The sequence below is a fragment of the Stieleria sp. JC731 genome (assembly GCF_020966635.1).
In the GTDB taxonomy this organism is placed as follows: domain Bacteria; phylum Planctomycetota; class Planctomycetia; order Pirellulales; family Pirellulaceae; genus Stieleria.
Genome location: NZ_JAJKFQ010000002.1, coordinates 1224905 through 1245770 on the forward strand (window position 1 = coordinate 1224905; position 20866 = coordinate 1245770).

At 52.3% G+C, this 20866-nt stretch carries 11 protein-coding genes; 3 read left to right on the forward strand and 8 right to left on the reverse strand.

What is annotated here, in order from left to right; all coding sequences use genetic code 11:
- The first annotated feature begins 127 nt into the window (after positions 1 to 127).
- Positions 128 to 517, forward strand: coding sequence for a hypothetical protein (locus tag LOC67_RS10255; protein ID WP_230262503.1), 390 nt, complete (start codon positions 128 to 130; stop codon positions 515 to 517).
- A 26-nt stretch (positions 518 to 543) separates the two neighbouring features.
- On the opposite strand, the gene LOC67_RS10260 is transcribed toward LOC67_RS10255, so the two are convergent.
- Positions 544 to 1704 carry an alpha/beta hydrolase gene (locus LOC67_RS10260; protein ID WP_230262504.1) on the reverse strand — a complete coding sequence of 387 codons (1161 nt, stop codon included), beginning with the start codon at positions 1702 to 1704 and terminating at the stop codon, positions 544 to 546.
- Between the two features lie 258 nt (positions 1705 to 1962).
- Complete coding sequence (locus LOC67_RS10265; RefSeq protein WP_230262505.1) at positions 1963 to 2358, reverse strand: hypothetical protein; 396 nt, start codon at positions 2356 to 2358, stop codon at positions 1963 to 1965.
- Between the two features lie 570 nt (positions 2359 to 2928).
- On the opposite strand from LOC67_RS10265, the gene LOC67_RS10270 reads away from it, so the two are divergent.
- Together LOC67_RS10270 and LOC67_RS10275 are read left to right on the forward strand one after the other, a co-directional pair.
- Positions 2929 to 7062, forward strand: coding sequence for a serine/threonine-protein kinase (locus LOC67_RS10270; protein WP_230262506.1), 4134 nt, complete (start codon positions 2929 to 2931; stop codon positions 7060 to 7062).
- Between the two features lie 134 nt (positions 7063 to 7196).
- Positions 7197 to 9065, forward strand: a complete 1869-nt coding sequence (locus LOC67_RS10275) for a hypothetical protein (RefSeq protein WP_230262507.1) — start codon at positions 7197 to 7199, stop codon at positions 9063 to 9065.
- A gap of 52 nt (positions 9066 to 9117) precedes the next feature.
- Here LOC67_RS10275 and LOC67_RS10280 read toward each other — a convergent pair whose 3' ends face one another.
- The 6 genes from LOC67_RS10280 to LOC67_RS10305 form a co-directional block, all read right to left on the reverse strand.
- Positions 9118 to 12549 (reverse strand): WD40 repeat domain-containing serine/threonine protein kinase, encoded by a 3432-nt coding sequence (locus tag LOC67_RS10280; protein ID WP_230262508.1) that lies wholly within the window; start codon positions 12547 to 12549, stop codon positions 9118 to 9120.
- A gap of 299 nt (positions 12550 to 12848) precedes the next feature.
- On the reverse strand, positions 12849 to 13739 hold the full coding sequence (locus tag LOC67_RS10285) for a M28 family peptidase (RefSeq protein ID WP_230262509.1): 891 nt from the start codon (positions 13737 to 13739) through the stop codon (positions 12849 to 12851).
- An 88-nt stretch (positions 13740 to 13827) separates the two neighbouring features.
- Entirely contained in the window at positions 13828 to 15981 is a 2154-nt protein-coding gene (locus LOC67_RS10290; protein WP_230262510.1) for a hypothetical protein, read from the reverse strand.
- A gap of 969 nt (positions 15982 to 16950) precedes the next feature.
- Complete coding sequence (locus LOC67_RS10295) at positions 16951 to 17856, reverse strand: alpha/beta fold hydrolase (RefSeq protein ID WP_230262511.1); 906 nt, start codon at positions 17854 to 17856, stop codon at positions 16951 to 16953.
- 77 nt (positions 17857 to 17933) lie between these two features.
- Positions 17934 to 18338: a VOC family protein gene (locus tag LOC67_RS10300; RefSeq protein WP_230262512.1), complete on the reverse strand. Its 405-nt coding sequence runs from the start codon at positions 18336 to 18338 to the stop codon at positions 17934 to 17936.
- Positions 18339 to 18650: 312 nt separating this feature from the next.
- Positions 18651 to 20648 (reverse strand): serine/threonine-protein kinase, encoded by a 1998-nt coding sequence (locus LOC67_RS10305; protein ID WP_230262513.1) that lies wholly within the window; start codon positions 20646 to 20648, stop codon positions 18651 to 18653.
- Positions 20649 to 20866 lie beyond the last annotated feature (218 nt).

The window sequence follows — 20866 nt, forward strand, 5'->3', positions numbered from 1 at the left end:
TCTTCTCAGAGAAAACGTCCGCTATTTCGTAACAACGCTTGATTCGATCCGCTTTGGAGTGCGTCACAGAAACTTTCTGTCATCGGGTTCAACGCACACTCGGGTTTCACAGGATAAGGATCGTCTCATGTTCACGACCAAAACCATCGCTCCATTGTTCTTGCTCGTTGCTGCCTTTTGTGGCGCTCCACAAGCCCAAGCTCAGGACCAAGTATCGGTTCCGCTGTACACGACGTCGTATTGTGTGCAAGTCGAATGGTACTTCTGGCGAAGTGGCGGAACGTATTGGGCAACCGAGTTCGAATCGACCGATCTCGCCGAAGCAGAATTGGTTTACCAACTGTTCGATTCTGCATTTGAAAACGGAACGCTATGCGACATCCTCGGCTGTGAAATCACATCCTGGATTCCGATCGACGTGCGATTGAAAACGGTCTATCACTGGAACATCTTTCCAGTCGAAAGGTTGACCGTCAGCACGTCCAATCAGTATCACCAGCTTCTGTTGAAACAATAGCTGCTCATCGCGGGCCGCTGCATACTTCAGTTGTTCTGCGGAATCGTGACTTCGATTTCTCCGCTGAAGGTTGCGGACGGATCATGCCGTTCGTTGAATGTCTTTTCGATGATCGATCGCTGACGGATCACGTCGCCTTCAAACAACACTTGGCCTTTGTAAATGACCCTGACGGGCTGATCAAAGTTGATCATCTCGTCATTGACCCGAATCAATAGCGTCTCAACGTCGCTTTGTAAGATCTCGAACGTTTGCCCATCATGCTTGACTCGGACGACGGCTTTCGGATTCGCTTGACTGTCTTTGACGGCCAGCCAATAGAAACGATGGTGGGTTCGGTCATCTTGTTTCCAAACGATTAGGTCGGGATGCCGTTGGCGGGAGAACGTTGACATCCAAGGGACCGCGACCGCGTCCTGACGATTGACCCAGTGTCCGAGGCCTTTGTGGATTGTGACTTCGTGGACATAACCGCCAGGGTCTTGGCCGTGAAGATCGCTTAGTTTCGTTTCCCACTCTTTCGCGATCGCGTTGCGGTTATACGCGGAGTCGCGTTCACCCATATGAATGGTGAACGGCAGATTTCGAAGTCCATCCGCTGTGGTCTCGTTGGGATGACCGGCCATCATCGCGGCCGCAGCGAATCGATCTGCCATGCGAGGTGCGAGTTGGAATACCCCATCTCCACCCGCTGAGTATCCCATGAGGTAAACCCGATTGGGATTGACGTCATGGATCAAAACCATGTCTTCGATGATCCGTTGAAAGAAGTCATCGATATGTGATTCGTGCCACAAGTTCCAAGTGTTGGTGGGGGCCCGAGGGACGAAGTAAACACCTTCAGCAGGTTGATACAGTCGCTTTTGATTTTCGTACTGTCGGTCGTTCACGCCAGGTGATGTCGCCCCACCACCATGCATGGAAATATAAAGACTGCGTCCGCCTTTCGGCTTGCTGCCGAAGACTTTGAACCAAAACGGCATGGTTCGTAGGCCGATTGTGATTTCGCCCTTTTCGATTTCTGTCCGCCGCGCTGCCGTTTCGGACTTGGAGTACTGTTTCCAAAGCTTTGAAACGACTTCGTTTGCTTGTCGCTTTGTCAGTGCCTGTTCCGACTGCGGGGCGGCTTCGGCAAAGGTGTTAAATACAACGGCGCAAAGCAGAAGACTTCGGACAGCAGCTTGCATGGAATTTTCCTAACGCAATGACGTCGATCATGCGAACAATGACAGCGAAATGATCAATCGCCACGCATTCTAATCGATCCGTCAAAGTGCTAAACCACCTGCGGTAGGGTCGTCGCACCGCGCGGCGAGTGGTGGCTTAGTCGATGACTCACGTCAAACGATTTCAACTCTGCCCTCTGTTACGCCTCACCGCGGACGCGTCTCTTTGAGCCAATGTAGCGTCGCGGTTTTTAATTCTCTGTTGCCACAGAAAAGTACTCACTCTTCCGGTGATGCAGTTCGCTTAACATCGACAGTCTCAAAGATCTTGCGGTCTCCCTTCCAACCAGACTTCGAGAACTTACCATCGCCGAAGTCGATATGGAAATCTGAAAAGAACCGGTTCTCCCATTCGGCTGCTGGATAGGTAAGTGTGGTCATACCATCTTCTTGTACCGCGACTTCGACTTCTACCAAACGAGAATGCGATTTCCCGTCCATTGCACCAGAAACCCATTCCATCTTCATCAGTTTTCCGTCTGCAATAAATAGTGTGGTGACGATGCGAATGCTTAAAGGGATCGGCCTCGTCTGGTCAATCTTGTGTTCACCAACTAGTGATTTCTTATCGGGGCCGAATTTCCAGTGCCAACTGCTCGTTCCGATATCCTTCATTGATCCGAAGTTTGCAGATGTGTTCCATTGGCCAACCAAGCCAGACAGCTTATCGATAGAAATCCTTTCTTCCGCTCGTGCAGCTTGAGTGAGCGCGATCGCGAACAAAAATAACAAGCTGTATCGCGATCGAATCAGTGAGACACACATCATTGAAAATCCTCGAGTTCGCCAACCAGTAGAAAGACACGATTGCCCATTTGATCTGGGAATTCTGCGGCGGATTGTATCGTCGCTGATTCGGATAGGCGAAGCAACGCATGTCGATGCGAGCTGCCATATGAAATCATCAAAGCGGGCAACTTGTTAAGCAAGCCGTATCAACACGGAACGCTGCGAGTCCAAAATCGCTAGTGTTCCAATGTATACATTTAGTGGTATGTGGCTGCTCTGGTTGTTGGATACGCTGTGCGATGCGAGCGCGCTATGGAACATATCCCGTGAAAATCGCGTAATCGAGCAGGTCGACACCCCTGGATTCATGTTCATGTATGACAGAGTGGGTATGATTTTTTAAGCCGTTGGTGTTTCTTTGATTTCCTTATCGCGTGCGGTTCAAGCCACGAATCAATGAGCAAAGAGTCTCACACCGAGCAGTACGAACCCGATCCACAGAAACCGGTCGCTGCGTCTGGACGCCGAACTGCCAGTCGCACACAAGAGAAATCATCGGCAAAGAAATTCGCCCACTTTCACATCCTTGAAAAGCTAGGCAGCGGTGCCTTCGGGACCGTTTATCGAGCTTACGATACGCGTTTGGATCGCAAGGTCGCGATCAAGGTTCCCAGCAAGCGTGTCTTGGATTCTCCGCAACTTCGGCAGCGATTCGAAAGGGAAGCGCGCGCCGCAGCTGCCGTCCAACATCCGAACATCTGTCCCGTCTTTGAAGTTGGCGAGCACCAAAATGTTCCGTTCTACTCGATGACGTTGCTGCAAGGTGGTTCTCTGCGTCAGGCAATGGGGCGTCAGTCGGTTTGGACGACACGGCAAGTTCTTGGGCTGATCAAAAAATTGGCCGGCGCGTTGGCGACAGCGCACGACTCGGGTCTGATTCATCGGGATCTTAAACCCGAAAACATTCTGATTGATGATCAGGGGCAGCCTGTCATTGCAGATTTCGGGCTAGCGAAACAAACCAGCGGTAGTACGGACAAGCTAACCGCGACGGGCGTCGTCGTTGGCACGCCAGCGTACATGTCGCCCGAGCAATGGAGCGGTGAAGACCTGAACCCGGCATGCGATGTATTTAGCCTCGGTGTGATCTTTTACGAGCTGCTTTGTGGGACTCGTCCGTTCGAAGGTGACCAACACCAAGTTTTGGCCAAGGTCGCTTCACAAGATTGGAATCCCCCAGCCCCGAACGAAGTCCGAAGCGATATCGAAAAGGAAGTTTCCGACTTAGTGATGCGATGCCTTGGCAGGGGACCGAACCAACGCATCAAAACGATGAAGGGGCTTCTCGGCGAGCTGCAAAGTGTGACTCGATCGATCTCTTCGGGAGTCAACGCGATTACGGTTCCTTCCACAGATCCACGAATTGACAGTCTGATCGAGTCTCTCGCCGGTTTGGGGAAACAGGAACAGTCAAAAGTCGTTCCGCTATCGATGTGGATCGCCGGTTCGGTTTTGACAGCCGCGATTGTCTTGATCGGTTTTGTCGTTTTCTTTCAGAGCAGCTACGGGAAAGTTCGGCTGCAGTTAAACATCGATACGACCGATCCGTCAATCGCGGTTTTAATCGATGGGCAATCAGTGGACGTCGCTTCGTTGTCGGACGAAATCGAATTGCCTGCCGGTTTTCATGAATTGGTCGTGATGAAAAATGGAGTCACGATCAAAGAGTATCGGTTTGAAGTCGTCGCGGGCGTCACGACCGTGGAGGAAGTGGACGCCGGACTGCTCTATGCCGAAAGGTCTCCGTTCTACGATCTGGCGACCCAGTGGTTAAAAGCTGGAGCCGCGTTGGAAGTCAAAACGCCATCGCTAAATCGCGCGTCCGTCAAAACAGCTGATGATCTTCCAAAGGGCGACTTTGAGATCACCGGAATCCATTGCCCAGAGTCTTCGGTACTGCCGGATGGTCTATGGTCAACGATCGGCAAGCTAGTTGATTTAGAAGTGCTTCACGTTGATGACGCAAGCGTTCTAACGAAGGCCGATCAAGCGGCGATAGGCGGCTCGACGTCCCTGAAAGATCTGCGACTGGTTGGGCTTCAGGCCGATGTAACATCATTTGCCGAGGGCAACATGCTGGGAAACCTCGAGGCTTTGGATTTGCATGATGTGTCGTTCATCGATCCTGAACAAACCGGATCGATTTGGCAGTCACTGACATCGCTTCGTCGACTAAGTCTTTCCCATTCGAACCTGCGACTGGAGCATCTGCCTCAGGGGACGCTACAGAAACTGGAATCATTGGACGTTAGCAAAACTCCAACAACGAATGATGCTGCTGGCTGGCTCGCTGAACGTCCATCATTGACCTCGATCGACCTCTCCGGCTGCAATATCAACGGAGAACTTTTCAGTGCATGGCCAACGTTCCATCGGCTTCAGTCACTCGCACTGAATGATTGTGCGATCACGGATCAAGATCTTCAACCGATGTTCGGTCAAGCGGACCCCAAGCAGCTCTTTCTTACCGGAACCTATTTGACGGATTCCGTGATTATGCGATGCCGCCAGCAATGGCCGGATGCCGAAATCCTCTGGGATGCAAACCAAGCTCGTTCGCTCGATCGGGATATCACAAAAGCAGCTTTGGATGTCGGCGGGGTCGTCCAGTGGAGCAGTCAAATCGGTTCGGACCAAACGGTGTCTCTCGATGACGAGTCATTAGATGAAGACCACCGAATCGCCAAGATCGACCTGGCCAACGCGACGCGTGGCTGGGAAATCATCGATTGGCTTCCCCTGATCGCCCGACTGCCGGAGTTGGAATCACTATCACTTCGGGGAATCACACTCTTGGATGCCGAAGCCCGCTCACTCGTGATCGCTGGCCAACTCAATGAGCTTGACATAGCTTTAACGGGTATCAGTGACCAAGCGGTTTCGCTGTTTCACCAGCAGGGGCAACTGCGATCGTTGGTGATCGATGCATCGATGCTAAGCGAACGTGTCTCAGAGGCCTTTGACGGATCAGGCCTGGAGTCATTGACGATTGTCAGTAAGCCGGATCAACCCAGCGTGGCTTTGGATACGTTACGGTCTTTCCAAAGCCTCCGTCGGCTCAGGCTGGATGGGATCTCGCTGGGGCGTCTTGCCGAATCAAATCCTGACGGGTTGCCGGAGTTGCGAGAACTTGAATGCAACGTCGCTACAGATTCCGATGTGGAAAGTTTAAAAGGATGGCGATCACTGATCGCGTTGAACCTTTCGAATACCAACGTGACCGATGGATCGGTGGATGCGCTGCAAAGGTTTCGAACGCTTGAACTTCTAGACCTATCTGGAACAAAAGTGGAAGGAGCGTCTTTGCTGACGCTTCGGAGATTGCCACTGAAACACCTGAAGCTCAATGGTGTCTCGCTTTCCGGCGAAGCGGTGTTGGCGATATCGGATTTACCACATCTGGAAACTTTGTCTCTCCAAGACACCGCTGTCGATAACTTTAGTCTCACTTCACTGACTAAGTTGCAAGATCTAAAGACTCTGGATGTCGAACGGGCGTGGACCACCGTTTCGGGGCGTCGAAAGTTTCGGGCCGCGTTACCGCAGTGTGAGGTCATCCCGAATGACAACGATGTTCAGCTTAATGCGTCCGAGTTAGCAGAGCTGTATCAGTGGATCTTCGAAAAGAACGGAAAGATTGTTTTTCGAATTCCCGATGGCAGCACAAAACGAGTGGAACAAGAGGCCGATATCCCACCCGGAAACACCGTCGCGATCGGCTTGGATTTGTCTGCCACGTCGCTAACAGATGCAGATGTCGCTCGCGTATCCGTGTTGAAAGACTTGTTGGCGCTCAGCATCAGCGGTTCCAGCTGTACCAACCGATCGATGGTGCATTTGCAGGAGCTGCCTCAGCTTCAGTCACTGACGCTTGACGAAATCAAATTGGAAGACCGAGGGTTCCGATACTTACTCGGTTGTCCACAGCTGCGTCGACTCCGCATCGAAGACGCCTGGATCACGGATAAGTCTGGTGAAGTGCTTCAGTCGTTGGTGAACCTAGAATCGGTGCAGCTCAACAAGACTCGTGTCACGGGCGAGATTCTGTCATCGCTTGCGTCGCTTCCACGTTTGGAAAAGTTGGACATTAGCTTTCCGGTGCGTGGCTACGGTCAGGCGATCGCAAAGATGCGCAGCTTGGAACAGCTCGTATTGACGAAATGCAACGACCTTCGCGAGGCAGACTTTAAAGAGATCTCGCGTTTGCGAAACGTACGCATCCTGACAATTCGAGATTGCGCCATCGATGAAAATAACGACGCTTCATTTGACGACCTGAAACGGGTTTCGAACCTGATGCTTGAAAGTGTGAATTTGTCATCCAGTCAGTTCAAGCGGCTGATCGGCATGGGACAACTTCGCATCCTGAGCTTGAAAAACATGGTGTTGGATCGCGATGAATTGATCACGCTGACACGGCTAGACGGTCTGAAGGTATTGAGTCTTAAAGAATTGAATCTAAGCGACGCCCATGAGCAGGCCTTGCGTCAGTGGTGCAGCAGCAAGCGAGTCACTCTAGTCGTGGATTAGGGCCGTGGATTTCAAAATACTTGCACGATCACACAATGGGGTTACACTCGTGAGCCACCTGTTTGGCGGGTCTGGTGAGCCCAGTTGGGTATGGAAGATATATCTGTTTCCGAAGTATTTCTCAGAGTTTTAGCATGCGTTGTTTCTACTTCCTGTTGATGATTCTTGTATCGGGGCTGCCGTCTTTCGCTCAAGATGGAGATCGTATTCTCGACGAGGCGGAGGGAGAGCGAATCGCCGATGAAGCCGAAGATTTGAAGTTGCTCGAAGAGTTCGCCGAGCTAGAGCAAACCGTCTCGGTCAAATGGAACCCTTCGCAAGCTGAACCGAGCGGTGAGATCGAAGACGGGTTGCTGATACCGTTCAAGCTGCATGAGGAAGGCGGCTTTTTGGCGGAATGGCCAACGGTTGTGGCATGTACGAGAGAGATGGCTTACCAGGTACTCGTGCCAGTGGTCATGACCAAAACCAAAACCATCTCGGCAACGTCCATGGTTCCCGAAACCAAGACACGGACCATGAATGTTGTGAAACACAGAACGGAAACCCGTACTAGAACAGTGCCTGTTTCCAAGGTCGTCGACGGCAAGACCATTACAGAAACCATCACGCAAGATTATGCAGTTCAAGTTCCATACACGGAGCAAGTTACGCAGGAATATACGGTTTGTGTGCCAGTGACTGAAGAAAAGACTGTTGAGGTCCCATTTGTAAAACTAGCTACTGAATGCCGGACGAAAACGGTGAATGGGACTTGTTATCGTTCGCAATTAGTTCATGTCCAGCCGAACGACTTTCCCATCTTTCGTGGTGATCGTCGGCCAGCTGATTGGACTGAGTTTGAAGAAGACGTAACCGCTGAAGGCGAGCTTTACGTCGCAGTGTTCCAAACCGAAGATGATTGGATCGCGGATTTTGATACGGTCTTTGATCCCGAAGCCTATGTGATCATCCTCAGTCAAGTGAGCGAACTTCCTAAGACAATCGAAACGAAAGCTACTGAAGAGTGTTGTTCGCCCAGTGGAATGATTTTTCCGCTCCCAGCCTTGGCGAAGCGTTCGCAGCAACCGGATCATCAATTCGCATTCAGCCCATACATCGAAATGCAATCCCGACGCCCATTTAACTTGGTGTCGAAACCGATGTTGCCCTCGCAATGGATGCCCGGGAATTTGCAGTGTAATCCAGTCTGCACTGTGCCTCCTGAACCGGTCGAAGCTATTGACGAAGACGTTGTCCCTGCTGTCGATAACAACGTCGCAAACAACGCAATTCCCGGTGACGACGGGATCACAGATTGGATCTTTGAAATTCAGTTGACGGAGTCTCATTGGACCTCGGTCGAAGGAAGTCCGATGACAGCCTTGCAAGTTGAACACGTCTTGTCCGATGGCGATTCATTTATCGTTTCTCCAAGCAATCCAAAACGATTCGCATGGCAAGACGTCTTCTTGGCTACGGTGCCGGTTTACTCGTCGACCCCGGGGCCAACCTCGGTCGCCGTCGAAGATCAAGACATTCGTCAGCAGATCGAGATCTCGATTGCCGCAAATGAAGCTTTGAAACAAGGTGACGCCGAGGCGATCATCGAACTTGTCACCAAGGATGAGGGCTTGGAAAGGCTCGATGCGCACTTTTATTGCCAAGCCGCCTACCTGCTTCATCGCCAAGGCCATGAGGGTATGGCACAGGCACTGGTCTTTCAGGCACTCGAAGAAGACGCGGCTCCTTTGAACCGGCAGTTGCTGGTCAGAAGCCAAGGGAACTCGCGTCTTTGGCTTGAACATTCGTTGCAAGATTTACCACGTGTAGCTGGGAAAGTATCTGCCGAAAATCGCTCCAAGCTTGATCGCATGTCCGAGATCTACGATCAGTTGATGTCGGAACGTGAGATGATGCCGGCTTTAACCGCTTCAACACCTGCGGTTGACATCAATGCGGCTATCGAAGCACCACTGGCCGTGCCAGTACCTGTGGCCGTGCCAGCACCTCCGGCAGAGTAAGCTCCTGCTTCATCGCTATCAAGCAATCGATTGCCGATGGATTGGCAGTCGATCAGTGCGATTCCTTTGGCGAGCGATCAACCGGTTTTCTTTCAGCGGCGAGCTGCCAGCAGGCAACGTCACCTTCGGGATGGGAGGTGATCAACTTTCCAAGACGTGGAAACTCAAACACAGAAAACACAGGGCAAGTGCTATTTTCAAGTCGACCAATTTCGCGTCCGGTGGATAAGTCCCAAAAACGAAGTGAGCCATCCGAGAACGCTGCCATTAGTTTTGTGTCGTCGTCGATGAATTGAAGATCCGAGACTCGGTGCATGTAACCATTGAGCACTGATTCACTCGAATCGACCAGATTCAAGATGCTGATTCCGTCTTCTTGGACAAGCGCCATCCGTTGACCACAAGCGGAAAAGGTAAGCTCAACAAAGCTGGTTCCTGACGTTTCAGTGCGTTTCCACAACCGAGCTTCGCCATTCTGCCAACGGAAGAGGTTCTTTTCCGTAAGAATTACCGCGTCCGCCGTTCCTGGAAACGACGCAATCTGACGGACGGAATTTTCGCCAAGGTCCTGAACTCTTTGCAAAACGCCTTGATCGAGGTCGTAGACGGCAACCACATTGCCAAAGGCTGCGACAAGGTTGCTTCCACATCGCACCATTCCAGCGCAGTGTTGGGCCCCATCGGGCGACTCGAATCTTCGCAGTACCGTCCCAGAGCCCGCTTCAATTTCAACGATACCGTTTTGGGTCGGAGCATAGATTCGTTGTTCCAAAAGAATGCCGGGGCCAACGATGCTTTCCTTTAGATCGCAAATCTCGTGAATCGCCAAAGTCTCTACATCCAAGCATACGACCTTTCCGTTACCAAAAGGAAAGTACAGCAGCGTCGGCGCGTTTTCACATTGAAAGGGTTCGTAAATCCAATTCGGGTTCAAATTCTTGATCGATTGAAGGACCAACGGGGTTTCATTCGGAAACATCCATTGTTCAAGCGTGCCACTTTCAGAGCTGGTTAAAAATGTCAGGTGTCTCGGCTCGGTGGTGACATCACCAGTGGTGGGCCGGTCTATCAGTTCGATGTCAGTGATCCGTTCGGTACTAGCATTCACAACTCGTGGTGGTGGAAGTTCGCGATCAAATGGAAGTTCAGATACATCCCATGCGAACACCGTACCTTGGTCGGTACCGGCGACGATTCGATTTCCATCGCTGCTGATATCCACACAACGAATCCGTCCGGCCAGGTTTTCTCGGTACGCGATGACCTCACCTTCGGGCCAAGACAGCAAGCTTACATCGTGTGGTGATGCTGTCAGGATATGGCTGGGCTCGCCTTCGGAATTCGGATATGCCAGTGCGAAATACTCACATCGATAATTCGTATCAATAAAGCGTTCACGACCGGTCGGAATGTCCCAAAGGTAAAGTCGCCGATGTCCATCCATGGAATCCAATATCCCAAAAAGTTGGTCATCGTTCAGAAAAGCTAGTGACTCATTGCGAGATTCCGAATCCCAGCGTGCACGTGTTTCCTGCTGGTTAAACACAATAACTTGGCCATAGCGTTCTGCCGATGCGAACCATTTCCCGCTGGGTGAAACTGCAGTCGCTTCGATACTATTGGGCTGACTGACTTCGATGTCCTGTTTCGCTCCGTCGGAAAGTGAGACCCGTTGAACACGGTTGGCTTCCGAAGACTGATTGATACCGGTAAGGATTGTCTTCATCGATCGATCGGCAGCGATCGCGTCTAGCTTTCCACCAACGGCAATAACACCCAGCTCATGTCCATCAAGATCGTGGTGACGAATCGTCCCGTCGTGACCGACCGAAACGACCGATTTTTGATCTGGCGAGATGAGGAATTCGGTCGCCGCGCCACTGTGTCGTCCGATCAATCGTGATCGATTCATCTGGATCAATTGGTCAAGCAAACGGAAAGGTGTTCCCAGCTGGCGGGGCGCGCCGGCGACCTTCGCGACACGATTCAATTGATCATTCGCGGCCGTGACATCACGCTCGTTTAATGCGGCGAACGCGGATTGCATGTCTGACAGATACAGCTCTCGTTGCAATCGTTGTTGGCTTGAATCCAGCAACTGATAGGTCGTTTTTAAGTCTTCGTTCGCCTCACTCAGTTCGGCGTTCAGGCGTCCGACAGACCAAGAATGATACGATTGAATCGCAAACGCGGTAACGATAAGAAAAACGATTCCCGACAGTATCAAAGCGGCTCTGGTCGAGTTTCGCTCGCACCAACGCAAGGCTTTCTGCAAACGTGTTGGCAATGTCGCCCGGATTTGCAGCCCGCTGGCAAAGTCACGGAGGTCTTTGGAAAGTTCGGCGGCACTTGCGTATCGCTCGCGGGGCTGCAGTGCCATCGCTTTGCAAATGATTGCCTCCAGTTGCACGGGAACGTCCTTCCGGACTTTGGTCGGTCTAGAGAAACGGCCATCGAGGATGTCTTGCAGCATTTGATGGCGATCGCCTTGAAACGGCTTTTGCAAGGTTACCATTTCAAAGATGCTCGCGCCTAAGCCATAGACGTCCGACAGGTGTGTAATGTGGTTGCTTCCGCCACTTGCCTGTTCGGGACTCATGTACGCTGGTGTGCCAATCAAGTCGTCCGTCTGCGTCAACTCGGTTAGCTCTTCTTCGAACGAAGCCAGTCCGAAATCGGTTAACCAAGCCTTACCGTTTACATCTAGCAGGATGTTTGACGGTTTGACATCGCGATGGATAATTCCGGCCGCATGTGCGGTATGAACCGCGTCTGCAACATCAGCCATTCGTTCGGCGATCAACTGATAAAAGTTGTGATTTTGAAAGCTTGAGGCGCAGAGACTGGCATCGCTTTCTGAAAGCGGCGTCGTGCCCCAGATGCCTTCAGATGACAAATCTGTTCCAAAGCCTTCGACAGTGATCGTCTCGCCCGTTGCAACCTCGTCCTCTAGCTGCCATGCGTTGATCACATAATCCAGTGCCACACCGTCGATCATTTGCATCGCCAGAAACGCGACTCCGGATTCAACGCCGGAATCAATCACCGGAACAATGTTGGGGTGTGCCAGCGCTTTTACAGCGCGAGACTCTCGTTGCAGTCGCAGCTGACGCTTTCGAGGGTTGCCCGTCGACTGACGCACCAGTTTTAGCGCGACAAGCTGTTGGCTTTCGATCTCTCGCGCGACATAGACAATTCCCATTCCCCCACTGGAAAGCAGTCGCAACAATTCAAAGTTTTTTAGCTGTCGAAATGGGAGCTCCAATCCGAGGGATGCTTCATCACCGGATTGCGATGTTACCGGGGTGGAGGTTCGCCGCATGAGCCGAACAGACTGCAAAAAGTCCTCGCGAACCGATTTCGGATACCCCGCAATAAATGTCTCAGGGCTGATGCCGCTCCCGTCTTTGACGCGTCGAAGGTATTCGGCAATTAAACCGTCACTCGATTCGTCAGAGCTGTCGTTGCTGCGATGGCGATTCACTTTTTTGCCTTTCCCAACGCCACTCTAATCGGCTCACCGGATCACGCTGAAGAAACGTACCATCGCTTCGCCCAATTTGTTCGCCAGTGACTGAAGAACTCATCAGTCGCGGAGTTTCGAAAAAGAGTCACAGTGTGGCTTCAGTCAGAATGCTACTCCCGAGCTTGTAACCTGTGTAGCTCATGATTCCTGTATAGCTCACGAAAAGGGTACGCCAACGGCAAGGCGGTTCGGCGTTTTTGTCCTGCTTTACGGACAACCAGCAAGAAAAGCACTTGGTCGATTATCGACCAGTGGCATTATCCGAGCAACTTTCGCATCGCCGACGCGACGCCTAACGTCACTTCGGCCATCCTCGGATAGTCAAGCGTGTCGGGCGTATCGGTGGATCGATGATAGTTCGGATTGCGTAGGAAGCTGGTATCGGTGAGCATCAAGGCAGGATAGCCTTGATCCCAAAACGAGCTATTGTCGCTCAGCCGGATCTCACGAATCTTTTCTGGAAGACAGATGGAAAACAAAGGCATGCGACGCGTGCCACGTTTAAAACCCCGACGGAATTTCCAGCACAGTTTCCATGAGGGGATATTCCCGACTGCTGCTAGAAAGTTGCCACGCTGCGGAAAGAACCGATGCATCCATTTCGGTATTCCCGGCGGCACTGCTTGTGAACCTTTCGCAAGGCTATAGTAACCGACCATTTCTAGGCATAGCATCCCGACAATCTTGTCGTCGCGTGATCGCGACTGGCGTGCATGATGTTGGCTGCCCATCGCGTCAAAGTTGAAGTAGGGCGGTTCCTCGCAAGCAAACGCTACATAACGTGCGGTACGTTTACCGGTGTGCTCACGCAGCAGTCGGCTGACTTCAATCAGAACCGCCACCGCGGATGCATTGTCATCGGCACCAGGAGTGCTGAAGACGGTATCGTAGTGGGCGCCAAGCAACACGATCTCATCGGCTCGTTTGGTTCCCGGACACTCGACAATCAAATTGGTCGCTTCGTCACCATTCGCGTCATAGCATTCACGTTTGTGATCGTAACCCATCTCCGCCCACTGGCCTTCGATGTAGCCGATCGTCGCTTGAATCGTTTTGGGCTGACTCAAAGTACGTGGACCGATAAGGCCCGCGAGGCGATCGACATGCTGTCGCAGATTTTGTTCGATCGAATCTTGGCTGATAGACATCGCTGTTGGGGAACTTCGCTTAGGTAGATGGGGCTGCTACTGCCACATCAACAGTTTAGCATTTTAAAGTTCAGCAACGATTTGTGATTTACAACCGTGGGATTGTCGGACGCGATGTCTGGGGCCGTGACATCGGTCTCGCAACGCGGATCGGCGGAGGCAAAGTCGACAGCACTGGTCGGACACCGACGGGATGTTCAAGCTCCCAAGTTGCGAGGTCACCCCAAGGTGTGTCGGCATGATCACGTGTGACACGTTCGAGTAGCTTCACCGCCGTTTGCACGCGCGTCGCACTGACGATTCCGCCTTTCATTTCTTGCGAAGGCACCATTTTCAGTTGGTTGAACCCTTGGCTAAGCATCATCGCGCGTGATTCGCGGCTGGCCAGGATTTCACACTGCAAAATGAATTCGTGAATGCGAACGCTGTGAGCTAACAAGCGGCCCAGGTTCAGGTCATACCATGCTTTCCATCGTGGTGACTGTTCTTGGTAGTACTCGCTCGGAGTGACCTGTTCCAATGAAACCTCGTGCAAAACGAATTCCGTTTCCGAGTCACTGGATTCGGATGCAAGGGAATCGCTGTGATCGAATCGTAACATCATGATTTGGATCGCTTGCTCGATCACCTGCTGCGCGTGACGCAATCGTTTCACACTTACCTCAAGATCATCGGGCAAGCGGTTTGAGAATCTTACCGGTCCCATGTACCAGCTAACATTGCGGTAGGGAAACTGATCCGATATCGAAGACGGGTAGCTCATTCGTGGCGGCCAATATTCAGCGGTCCCGGTCAACGCCGCCGCTTCGATGACTGCCCGGCGAAGCGGGTAGCGGTTGATGTCGTATGCGATCTCCGCAGTGCTGCGGTAATCGGGCATGTAATCGAACAATTCATCGCGTGTAGCGGTCGCGATATCGCCCGGGCGATTGATGGCCGTAAAGGTTCCACCGGTCGCAAGAGCCAGACGTGTCAGTGCATACGGGCCGCTTGGGGCAAGCAACCGTTGGCGATGAGGACCGCCGAAGTCGTCGTTGCCTAGGTTGGCCGGGATGATCGGACCGTTTCCCCAGTCGATGTCAGTCGATTCGTACCAATAGGGCAGCTGAGCGCGTTCGGGAAACGCACTGTCAGGCCCACGGTCCACAGGCAATAGGATCGGTTGGTTGTATGGGAACGGAAGCGTGAATTGTTGTAGGCCTTTTTTGATTCCAAATACCGAAAGCGGGCCGACAACATGGACTCGTGCTTTTCGCTGCTGGCACAATAGAATCACATCTTCTAGCGCATTTAGATCGTCACCCGATTCGTCACTCCAAACGACAACCTCGATTCTGGTATCAGGGTTTCTTGTTGGGACACTGGCAATGGCAGCTGACACCGCGGACATCACATTTTCGACGCCGCTTTGATCGATCGGAACGTTAATCAACGTGTTGGCAATGTCCAAGGGCTTTGGCATCCCTTTGTTAACGCCTAGGGGCACCACACCCTGACCGAATGCGAACACCGCTGTGGTTGGCCAAGGGAAAGGACCGGGTTTTCGTGCAACCTTAATCTCGTCGTAAAAGTTCCCGATGATCGGCGCCAGCTGTTGCCGCTCGTTTACCAAACTGATCGAAGCATCCATCACCCATAGGATCCAGACGGGACCTTCGTGTTCGTTGGTCTCGCGCAATTGATCAAGTATCCCTTGTGCCGCACCGGCGGTGGTACGGGTCTGACGCACGCCATCTTTAGCATCTTTCAGTAGCGGCCCGGTGTATGACGATTGCTTTTGCAGTGCCGAGCTCATCTGTTCAAAAAGTGACTTTTCGCTGTTCTTTGACTTGGTCCCCGTCGTCATCTTCAGCCGATCAGGCATGCTAACCATGGCTTGAAGATCACTAGGCTCGATCAAGACATCCGGGGCAAGCAACGAATTGAGGTCATCGGCTTGTACATCGAACTGAGACTGCAGATCCACAGTAATAAACTCCGACTCCGCCCGTGGCGTCTGTGACTGTGAATTGGCGGATAAATCGAGTGATACGAGATCGGCTAATGAATCGGAGTCACCATGACTTGCGTACAGTCGGATGACATTGGCGAAGGGGTTCTGATCCGAGACAACCATCAACGCAAGGATCACAAGAAACGCACCGTGGACTACCATCGAAGTCAGCAAACCGGTGACTCGGTTGGAAGAACCGCTCTCCGATTTGGGGTCATCCGGATGTATAGGATCGATGTTGTAATTCATAGCTGGCTGCCACAAAGAAGGTTTATTGCCTCCCCTATTGTGCTGGTCCGGGCCCCCATTTTTCTACCTGAAGATACGTTCACAGCCGGCTCATTTAGCTGCTGGAAACCTAACGATCTGATACCGGCAGGATCAGCAACCTAATTAACCGTAGTGGACGAGGCGACGAGTCCCGGCTAAACCGACGCTAGCGCGTTTCGGCTCAGTGCTAACAACGATGAGCCGCTTTGGCGCTAGCCGCGGTTGAGTGGCGTGTTAACCGAGAGTTGGCGTCAGCGGCTGATGAGAGCCAGTAGAAGATCGAGGCACGATCAGCCGCGACGCGCGAGCGTGCGGTTAGGTGTTTGGAGCACGGAACCGTCAACCGTCGCTATCGCGTTTCGGCTCAGCGTCAACAATGATGAGCCGCTTTGGCGCTAGCCGCGGTCATGTGGCGTGTTAACCGCGTGCTGGCGGCAGCGGGTGATGAGAGCCAGCAGAAGATCGAGGCACGATCAGCCGCGACGCGCGAGCGTGCGGTTAGGTGTTTGGAGCACGGATCTGTCAACCGACGCTAGCGTGTTTCGGCTCAGTGGCAACAACGATGAGCCGCTTTGGCGCTAGCCGCGGTTATGTGGCGTGTTAACCGCGTGCTGGCGGCAGCGGGTGATGAGAGCCAGCAGAAGATCGAGGCACGATCAGCCGCGACGCGCGAGCGTGCGGTTAGGTGTTTGGAGCCCGGAACCGTCAACCGTCGCTAGCGCGTTTCGGCTCAGTGGCAACAACGATGAGCCGCTTTGGCGCTAGCCGCGGTTGAGTCCTTTTCAGCAATGACCGTAGTGGACGAGGCGACGAGTCCCAACCATGAACCACTGTGGACGAGGCGACGAGTTCCAACCAATCACCACAATGGACAAGGCGACCAGTCCCTGCATCGCGGTTCATCGCCCAGCGACGAGCCTCAACGCTATTCTGCGTTCCTCAACCCGGTTATCGATCCAGGAAATCTTCAATCATCGTCGCGATAGCGGTCGGGACTTGGCTATCGAGGCGATCGGATAAGACGTCTCCAAGAAAGTCTCCGTGTTTTCCTGGGACAACCAAAAGCCTACCCGCTGGCAACAAACGAGACATTCGCAGCGCGTGCTCTGGCAGGACCACATCCTGGTCACCAACGACGACAAGAGTTGGTGCCTTGATACCGGTGATGTATTCGTCTGGCCAATCTTTGAAACTTGCCATCCGTGTGGAATCTTGCTCAAAGAGCTGCTGCAGGTGTTGCGGATCAGGATTAATCTTGCGGTCCGCCGCTTTTAAGGCTTCTGGCATCATCGAGATATCCGGGTTCGTAAACATATTCCAGAAACCGGCAATCATTCCATCTCGCCGGTACATCGCGGAAATGACAACCAGCCTATTTACTTTTGTTGGGTGCAGTCTTCCGAACTGCAGTGCGATGTTTCCACCATTGCTAAAACCCAGCACGTCAGCGGTTTCCACATTCAGAACATCGAGCAACGCAGCTAAGTCACTTGCCGAGTTTTCAAAAGTGAAGGGTCGATCAATAGACTTTGTGTGTCCGTGGCCTTGTTCTTCGAACGCGATGACTTTACGAGACTTGGCCAATAGCGGAATCATTCGGCTCCAGTTGGATTCAATCGTAGAACCTCCGCCATGAATCAACACCAGCGGAATACCATCGTGTTCTGCCCCGTGGACCTCATAATACAGCTGCAGTCCATTGACAGGAGCATAGCCACGTTGCTTCGTTTCTGTGTTGAAAAATGGTTGTCGAGGATTTGACTTCGCAGGTGTTTGTCCGATCGCTCGGTGAACGTCGATAGCAGAAGTCACGCAAAGGCAGATCACCAAGGCAAGTTTCCATGACAATGACATCGTTCGACCCATCTCTGTGATTTCAGTGAGGCTTCAACTAATCCGGTTGCTTTTAAAGACGCGCATTCGATTGAAGACTAGCCCTGCATTGCTTTCGGATCCATCCACATCATTTCCCAAACATGTCCATCGGGGTCAGCCAGATTGCGGTTGTACATGAAGCCAAGTTCCTGCTTGGGATTGATGTCGGCAGTCCCGCCATGGGCTGCGGCCAATTCATTTAGACGGTCAACAGCTTCAGGGCTTTCACAAGCTAGGCAAAGCATCACTTCACTTGATGTCGAAGGCGGAATGGGACGGCTTGTGAACGTTTTCCATTTGGCGTGCGTCAACAGCATCACGAAGATCGATTCGCTCCAAACCATGCAGGCCGCCGTCTGGTCCGTGAACTGGGGATTGTTGTTGAATCCCAACGCCTCGTAGAACTTCATCGAAGATTCCAAGTTGGACACTGGAAGGTTGACGAACAGTTGTTTAATCATTGGTCTTCGTTCGCATTTCAGAGAAAGCTGCCATTTCAAAGCAGCCGGAATGTGTAACTTCTTCGCACCGAGCCGAATTGTCGACTTCTGTGTCATGCGAAGTCGTTTGATCCATCGTTGCACGGAGCAGTCGAACCGCAGGTATCAGAATCGACAACATTCTGAAAACTATTTGGAAATGGCCAGTCTGGCGGTTTTATACGCGAGTGATTGTCGTGACCGCTCAGGCAATTCACGATGCCAATCCGAAAATGGCTAGATTCTGTGCCGCGATGCCCGATGAGATGAAGCCATGCAAGTGCACGTCCGCTGTCAGTTAATCAAAATGGCGGTTGTCAATACTGTCGCGAGAATGTAACCGCTCCAACGCACAAACCATTTCGCGTGTAACCATCCAGGACCGATAGCCGCGACTAGAAATGAGAGTGCGACAAGCTCTCGTGCACGCACATGGATTGTTCCCTGGGCGTTTTGGATCATTCCGAAGAACATGAATACATAGACGCATGCCAACAAGCCTGCTGCCGTCGAAAGAATGATCACCTCGGTATACCTCAGCGTTCGGTTGACCGCTGTGAAATCAGTCTGCGTTAGGCGATAGGCATGCGTCGTCCCAAGCAAGCAAAAGACACCGGCAAAAATGAGGCAAGCTGATAGGCAACCAATCGTGACGGGTGGCGATGTCAACATCAACTTGATCGAAACCAACTTGCTGACAAGTGTCGCTTGCTGCGGCCCTGGTCTATTAGTCAGCTCGGGATGCTGATCCAGTAATTCAGAGATGACTCGCAGCTTGCCCGGTTCGTCCAAAAAACCTGCAAGAGCTAATTGCTCGATTTGATTCGCATTGGCCAACGCGAACGTCTGCCAGCTCGCGGCGATCCCATAAATTGCAAACTGGACGATTGTCATCAGTAGACCGGCGACCAACCCGACTGCCACCGCCTGTCGGATGTCTTGCGGGCGGACAAGCCTGCGGATCATCACACCCAAAAATAGGCAAAACGGAATTCCCAACAGCGTGAAGAATGTGACCAATGACTCCGGTGGTTGTAGCCACCAAGGGACGACAATGTCGGACGAAGGAAGCTGCTTAGATAACTCATCTAGATTAAAGCGAGCGTTTGCCTTGCCGAAAAGGCGATTGGCAATGCCGCTGTAAAGCGGGATCCCCAATGCAAGTCCGCCGATAACTCCCAGCAACATTGCACCGAGGACGGATCGCAATTGCTGCCCAATCAAGTCACCGCAAATCGATACCAATGTCTTGGGTTTGACCGAAACCGCTTTGCCAAGCAACCAATTTTGCAGGTCGTTTTTAAGTTCACTTGCAGATGCGTAACGTTCCGCCGGATTGTGGGCGAGACATTTCATGCAAATCAACTCAAGGGTCCGATCGATTCTCGGATTCAAGCGACTGGGTTCTACGATGTCTCCCCTCGCCGCTTCTAAAAGCGTCGCAACCGCAGACTCAGCTTTGTGTGGAGGTTGCCCCGTTATGCCGTCGTAAAGAATCGCGCCTAAAGAATAGATATCAACCGCAGTCGTAATCTGTTTGGACGCATTGGCTTGCTCGGGTGGCATGTAGGCTGGTGTACCAACAATCGCACCCGAGCCAGTTAGGTCGCTATCACAATCGGTGTGCTTTGCCAAGCCAAGATCGGTGACCACAGGATAGCCATCCGGGTCGAGCAAGATGTTGGCTGGTTTTAAATCACGATGCAGAATCCCGCGACGATGCGCATAGTCGATGGCATCAGCGACATTAGCCAGCAGCACAACCAACGCTCGAATGTCAGCACGAAAACGCTGCATGTTTTCTGCTAGCGAACCACCATCGATCAGTTTCATCGTGAAAAAGTGATGGCCGTCGTGCTGGCCGATCTCATAGATGGCAACGATTCCGGGGTGATCCATTGCGGCTGCAGATTCGGCTTCCAGGTGAAATCGACGCACGTCGTTTTCTGATGCGAATCCACCACTCAAAATCAACTTCAATGCAACATCGCGACCTAGCGTCCGATGTCGCGCCTGATAAACAACTCCCATCCCTCCGCGAGCAATCTCACGGATGATGTCATAGTCGCCGACCAACTTCGAATCGCTTTCCGACGAACCACCGGATTCGAGCCGCGATGTTTCGGTGTCGACCGTGGCCGCAAGGTCTTCTGTTGGTGGCAACTGAAAATTGGTCAGCGGACATTCGTGGTCGTCATCTGATAAAAGGCATTCACGACAACGTCCATCCAACAGCACTTCGCTGGTCTCCAATCCACACGAGGCACATGTGAAAGATTGATGAGGAGCCATTGAATCCTATCGGTTGATTTGCGAATGAAACAGTGAGACCTGGTTCTAGAAGACAACTTGCTGTCGAGATTTTAATCGATCGAATAACTGTATGACCGATGCTGTGGTCTACTTTCCGACTTTGATGGGGAAATCAGCCGAGGCGAATTCGATACCGAGCTCAATGCGGCTGACGACAACGCTGTTGCGCGAGCACTTCAGCGTCTATCCTACGCAAC

Excerpts from the sequence above, each read along its gene's own strand:
- LOC67_RS10270 (WP_230262506.1), top strand. The coding sequence starts at position 2,929 with ATGAGCAAAGAGTCTCACACCGAGCAGTACGAACCCGATCCACAGAAA.
- LOC67_RS10285 (WP_230262509.1), bottom strand. The coding sequence starts at position 13,739 with ATGTCTATCAGCCAAGATTCGATCGAACAAAATCTGCGACAGCATGTC.
- LOC67_RS10275 (WP_230262507.1), top strand. The coding sequence starts at position 7,197 with ATGCGTTGTTTCTACTTCCTGTTGATGATTCTTGTATCGGGGCTGCCG.
- LOC67_RS10305 (WP_230262513.1), bottom strand. The coding sequence starts at position 20,648 with ATGGCTCCTCATCAATCTTTCACATGTGCCTCGTGTGGATTGGAGACC.
- LOC67_RS10265 (WP_230262505.1), bottom strand. The coding sequence starts at position 2,358 with ATGAAGGATATCGGAACGAGCAGTTGGCACTGGAAATTCGGCCCCGAT.
- LOC67_RS10300 (WP_230262512.1), bottom strand. The coding sequence starts at position 18,338 with ATGATTAAACAACTGTTCGTCAACCTTCCAGTGTCCAACTTGGAATCT.
- LOC67_RS10290 (WP_230262510.1), bottom strand. The coding sequence starts at position 15,981 with ATGAATTACAACATCGATCCTATACATCCGGATGACCCCAAATCGGAG.
- LOC67_RS10255 (WP_230262503.1), top strand. The coding sequence starts at position 128 with ATGTTCACGACCAAAACCATCGCTCCATTGTTCTTGCTCGTTGCTGCC.
- LOC67_RS10260 (WP_230262504.1), bottom strand. The coding sequence starts at position 1,704 with ATGCAAGCTGCTGTCCGAAGTCTTCTGCTTTGCGCCGTTGTATTTAAC.
- LOC67_RS10295 (WP_230262511.1), bottom strand. The coding sequence starts at position 17,856 with ATGTCATTGTCATGGAAACTTGCCTTGGTGATCTGCCTTTGCGTGACT.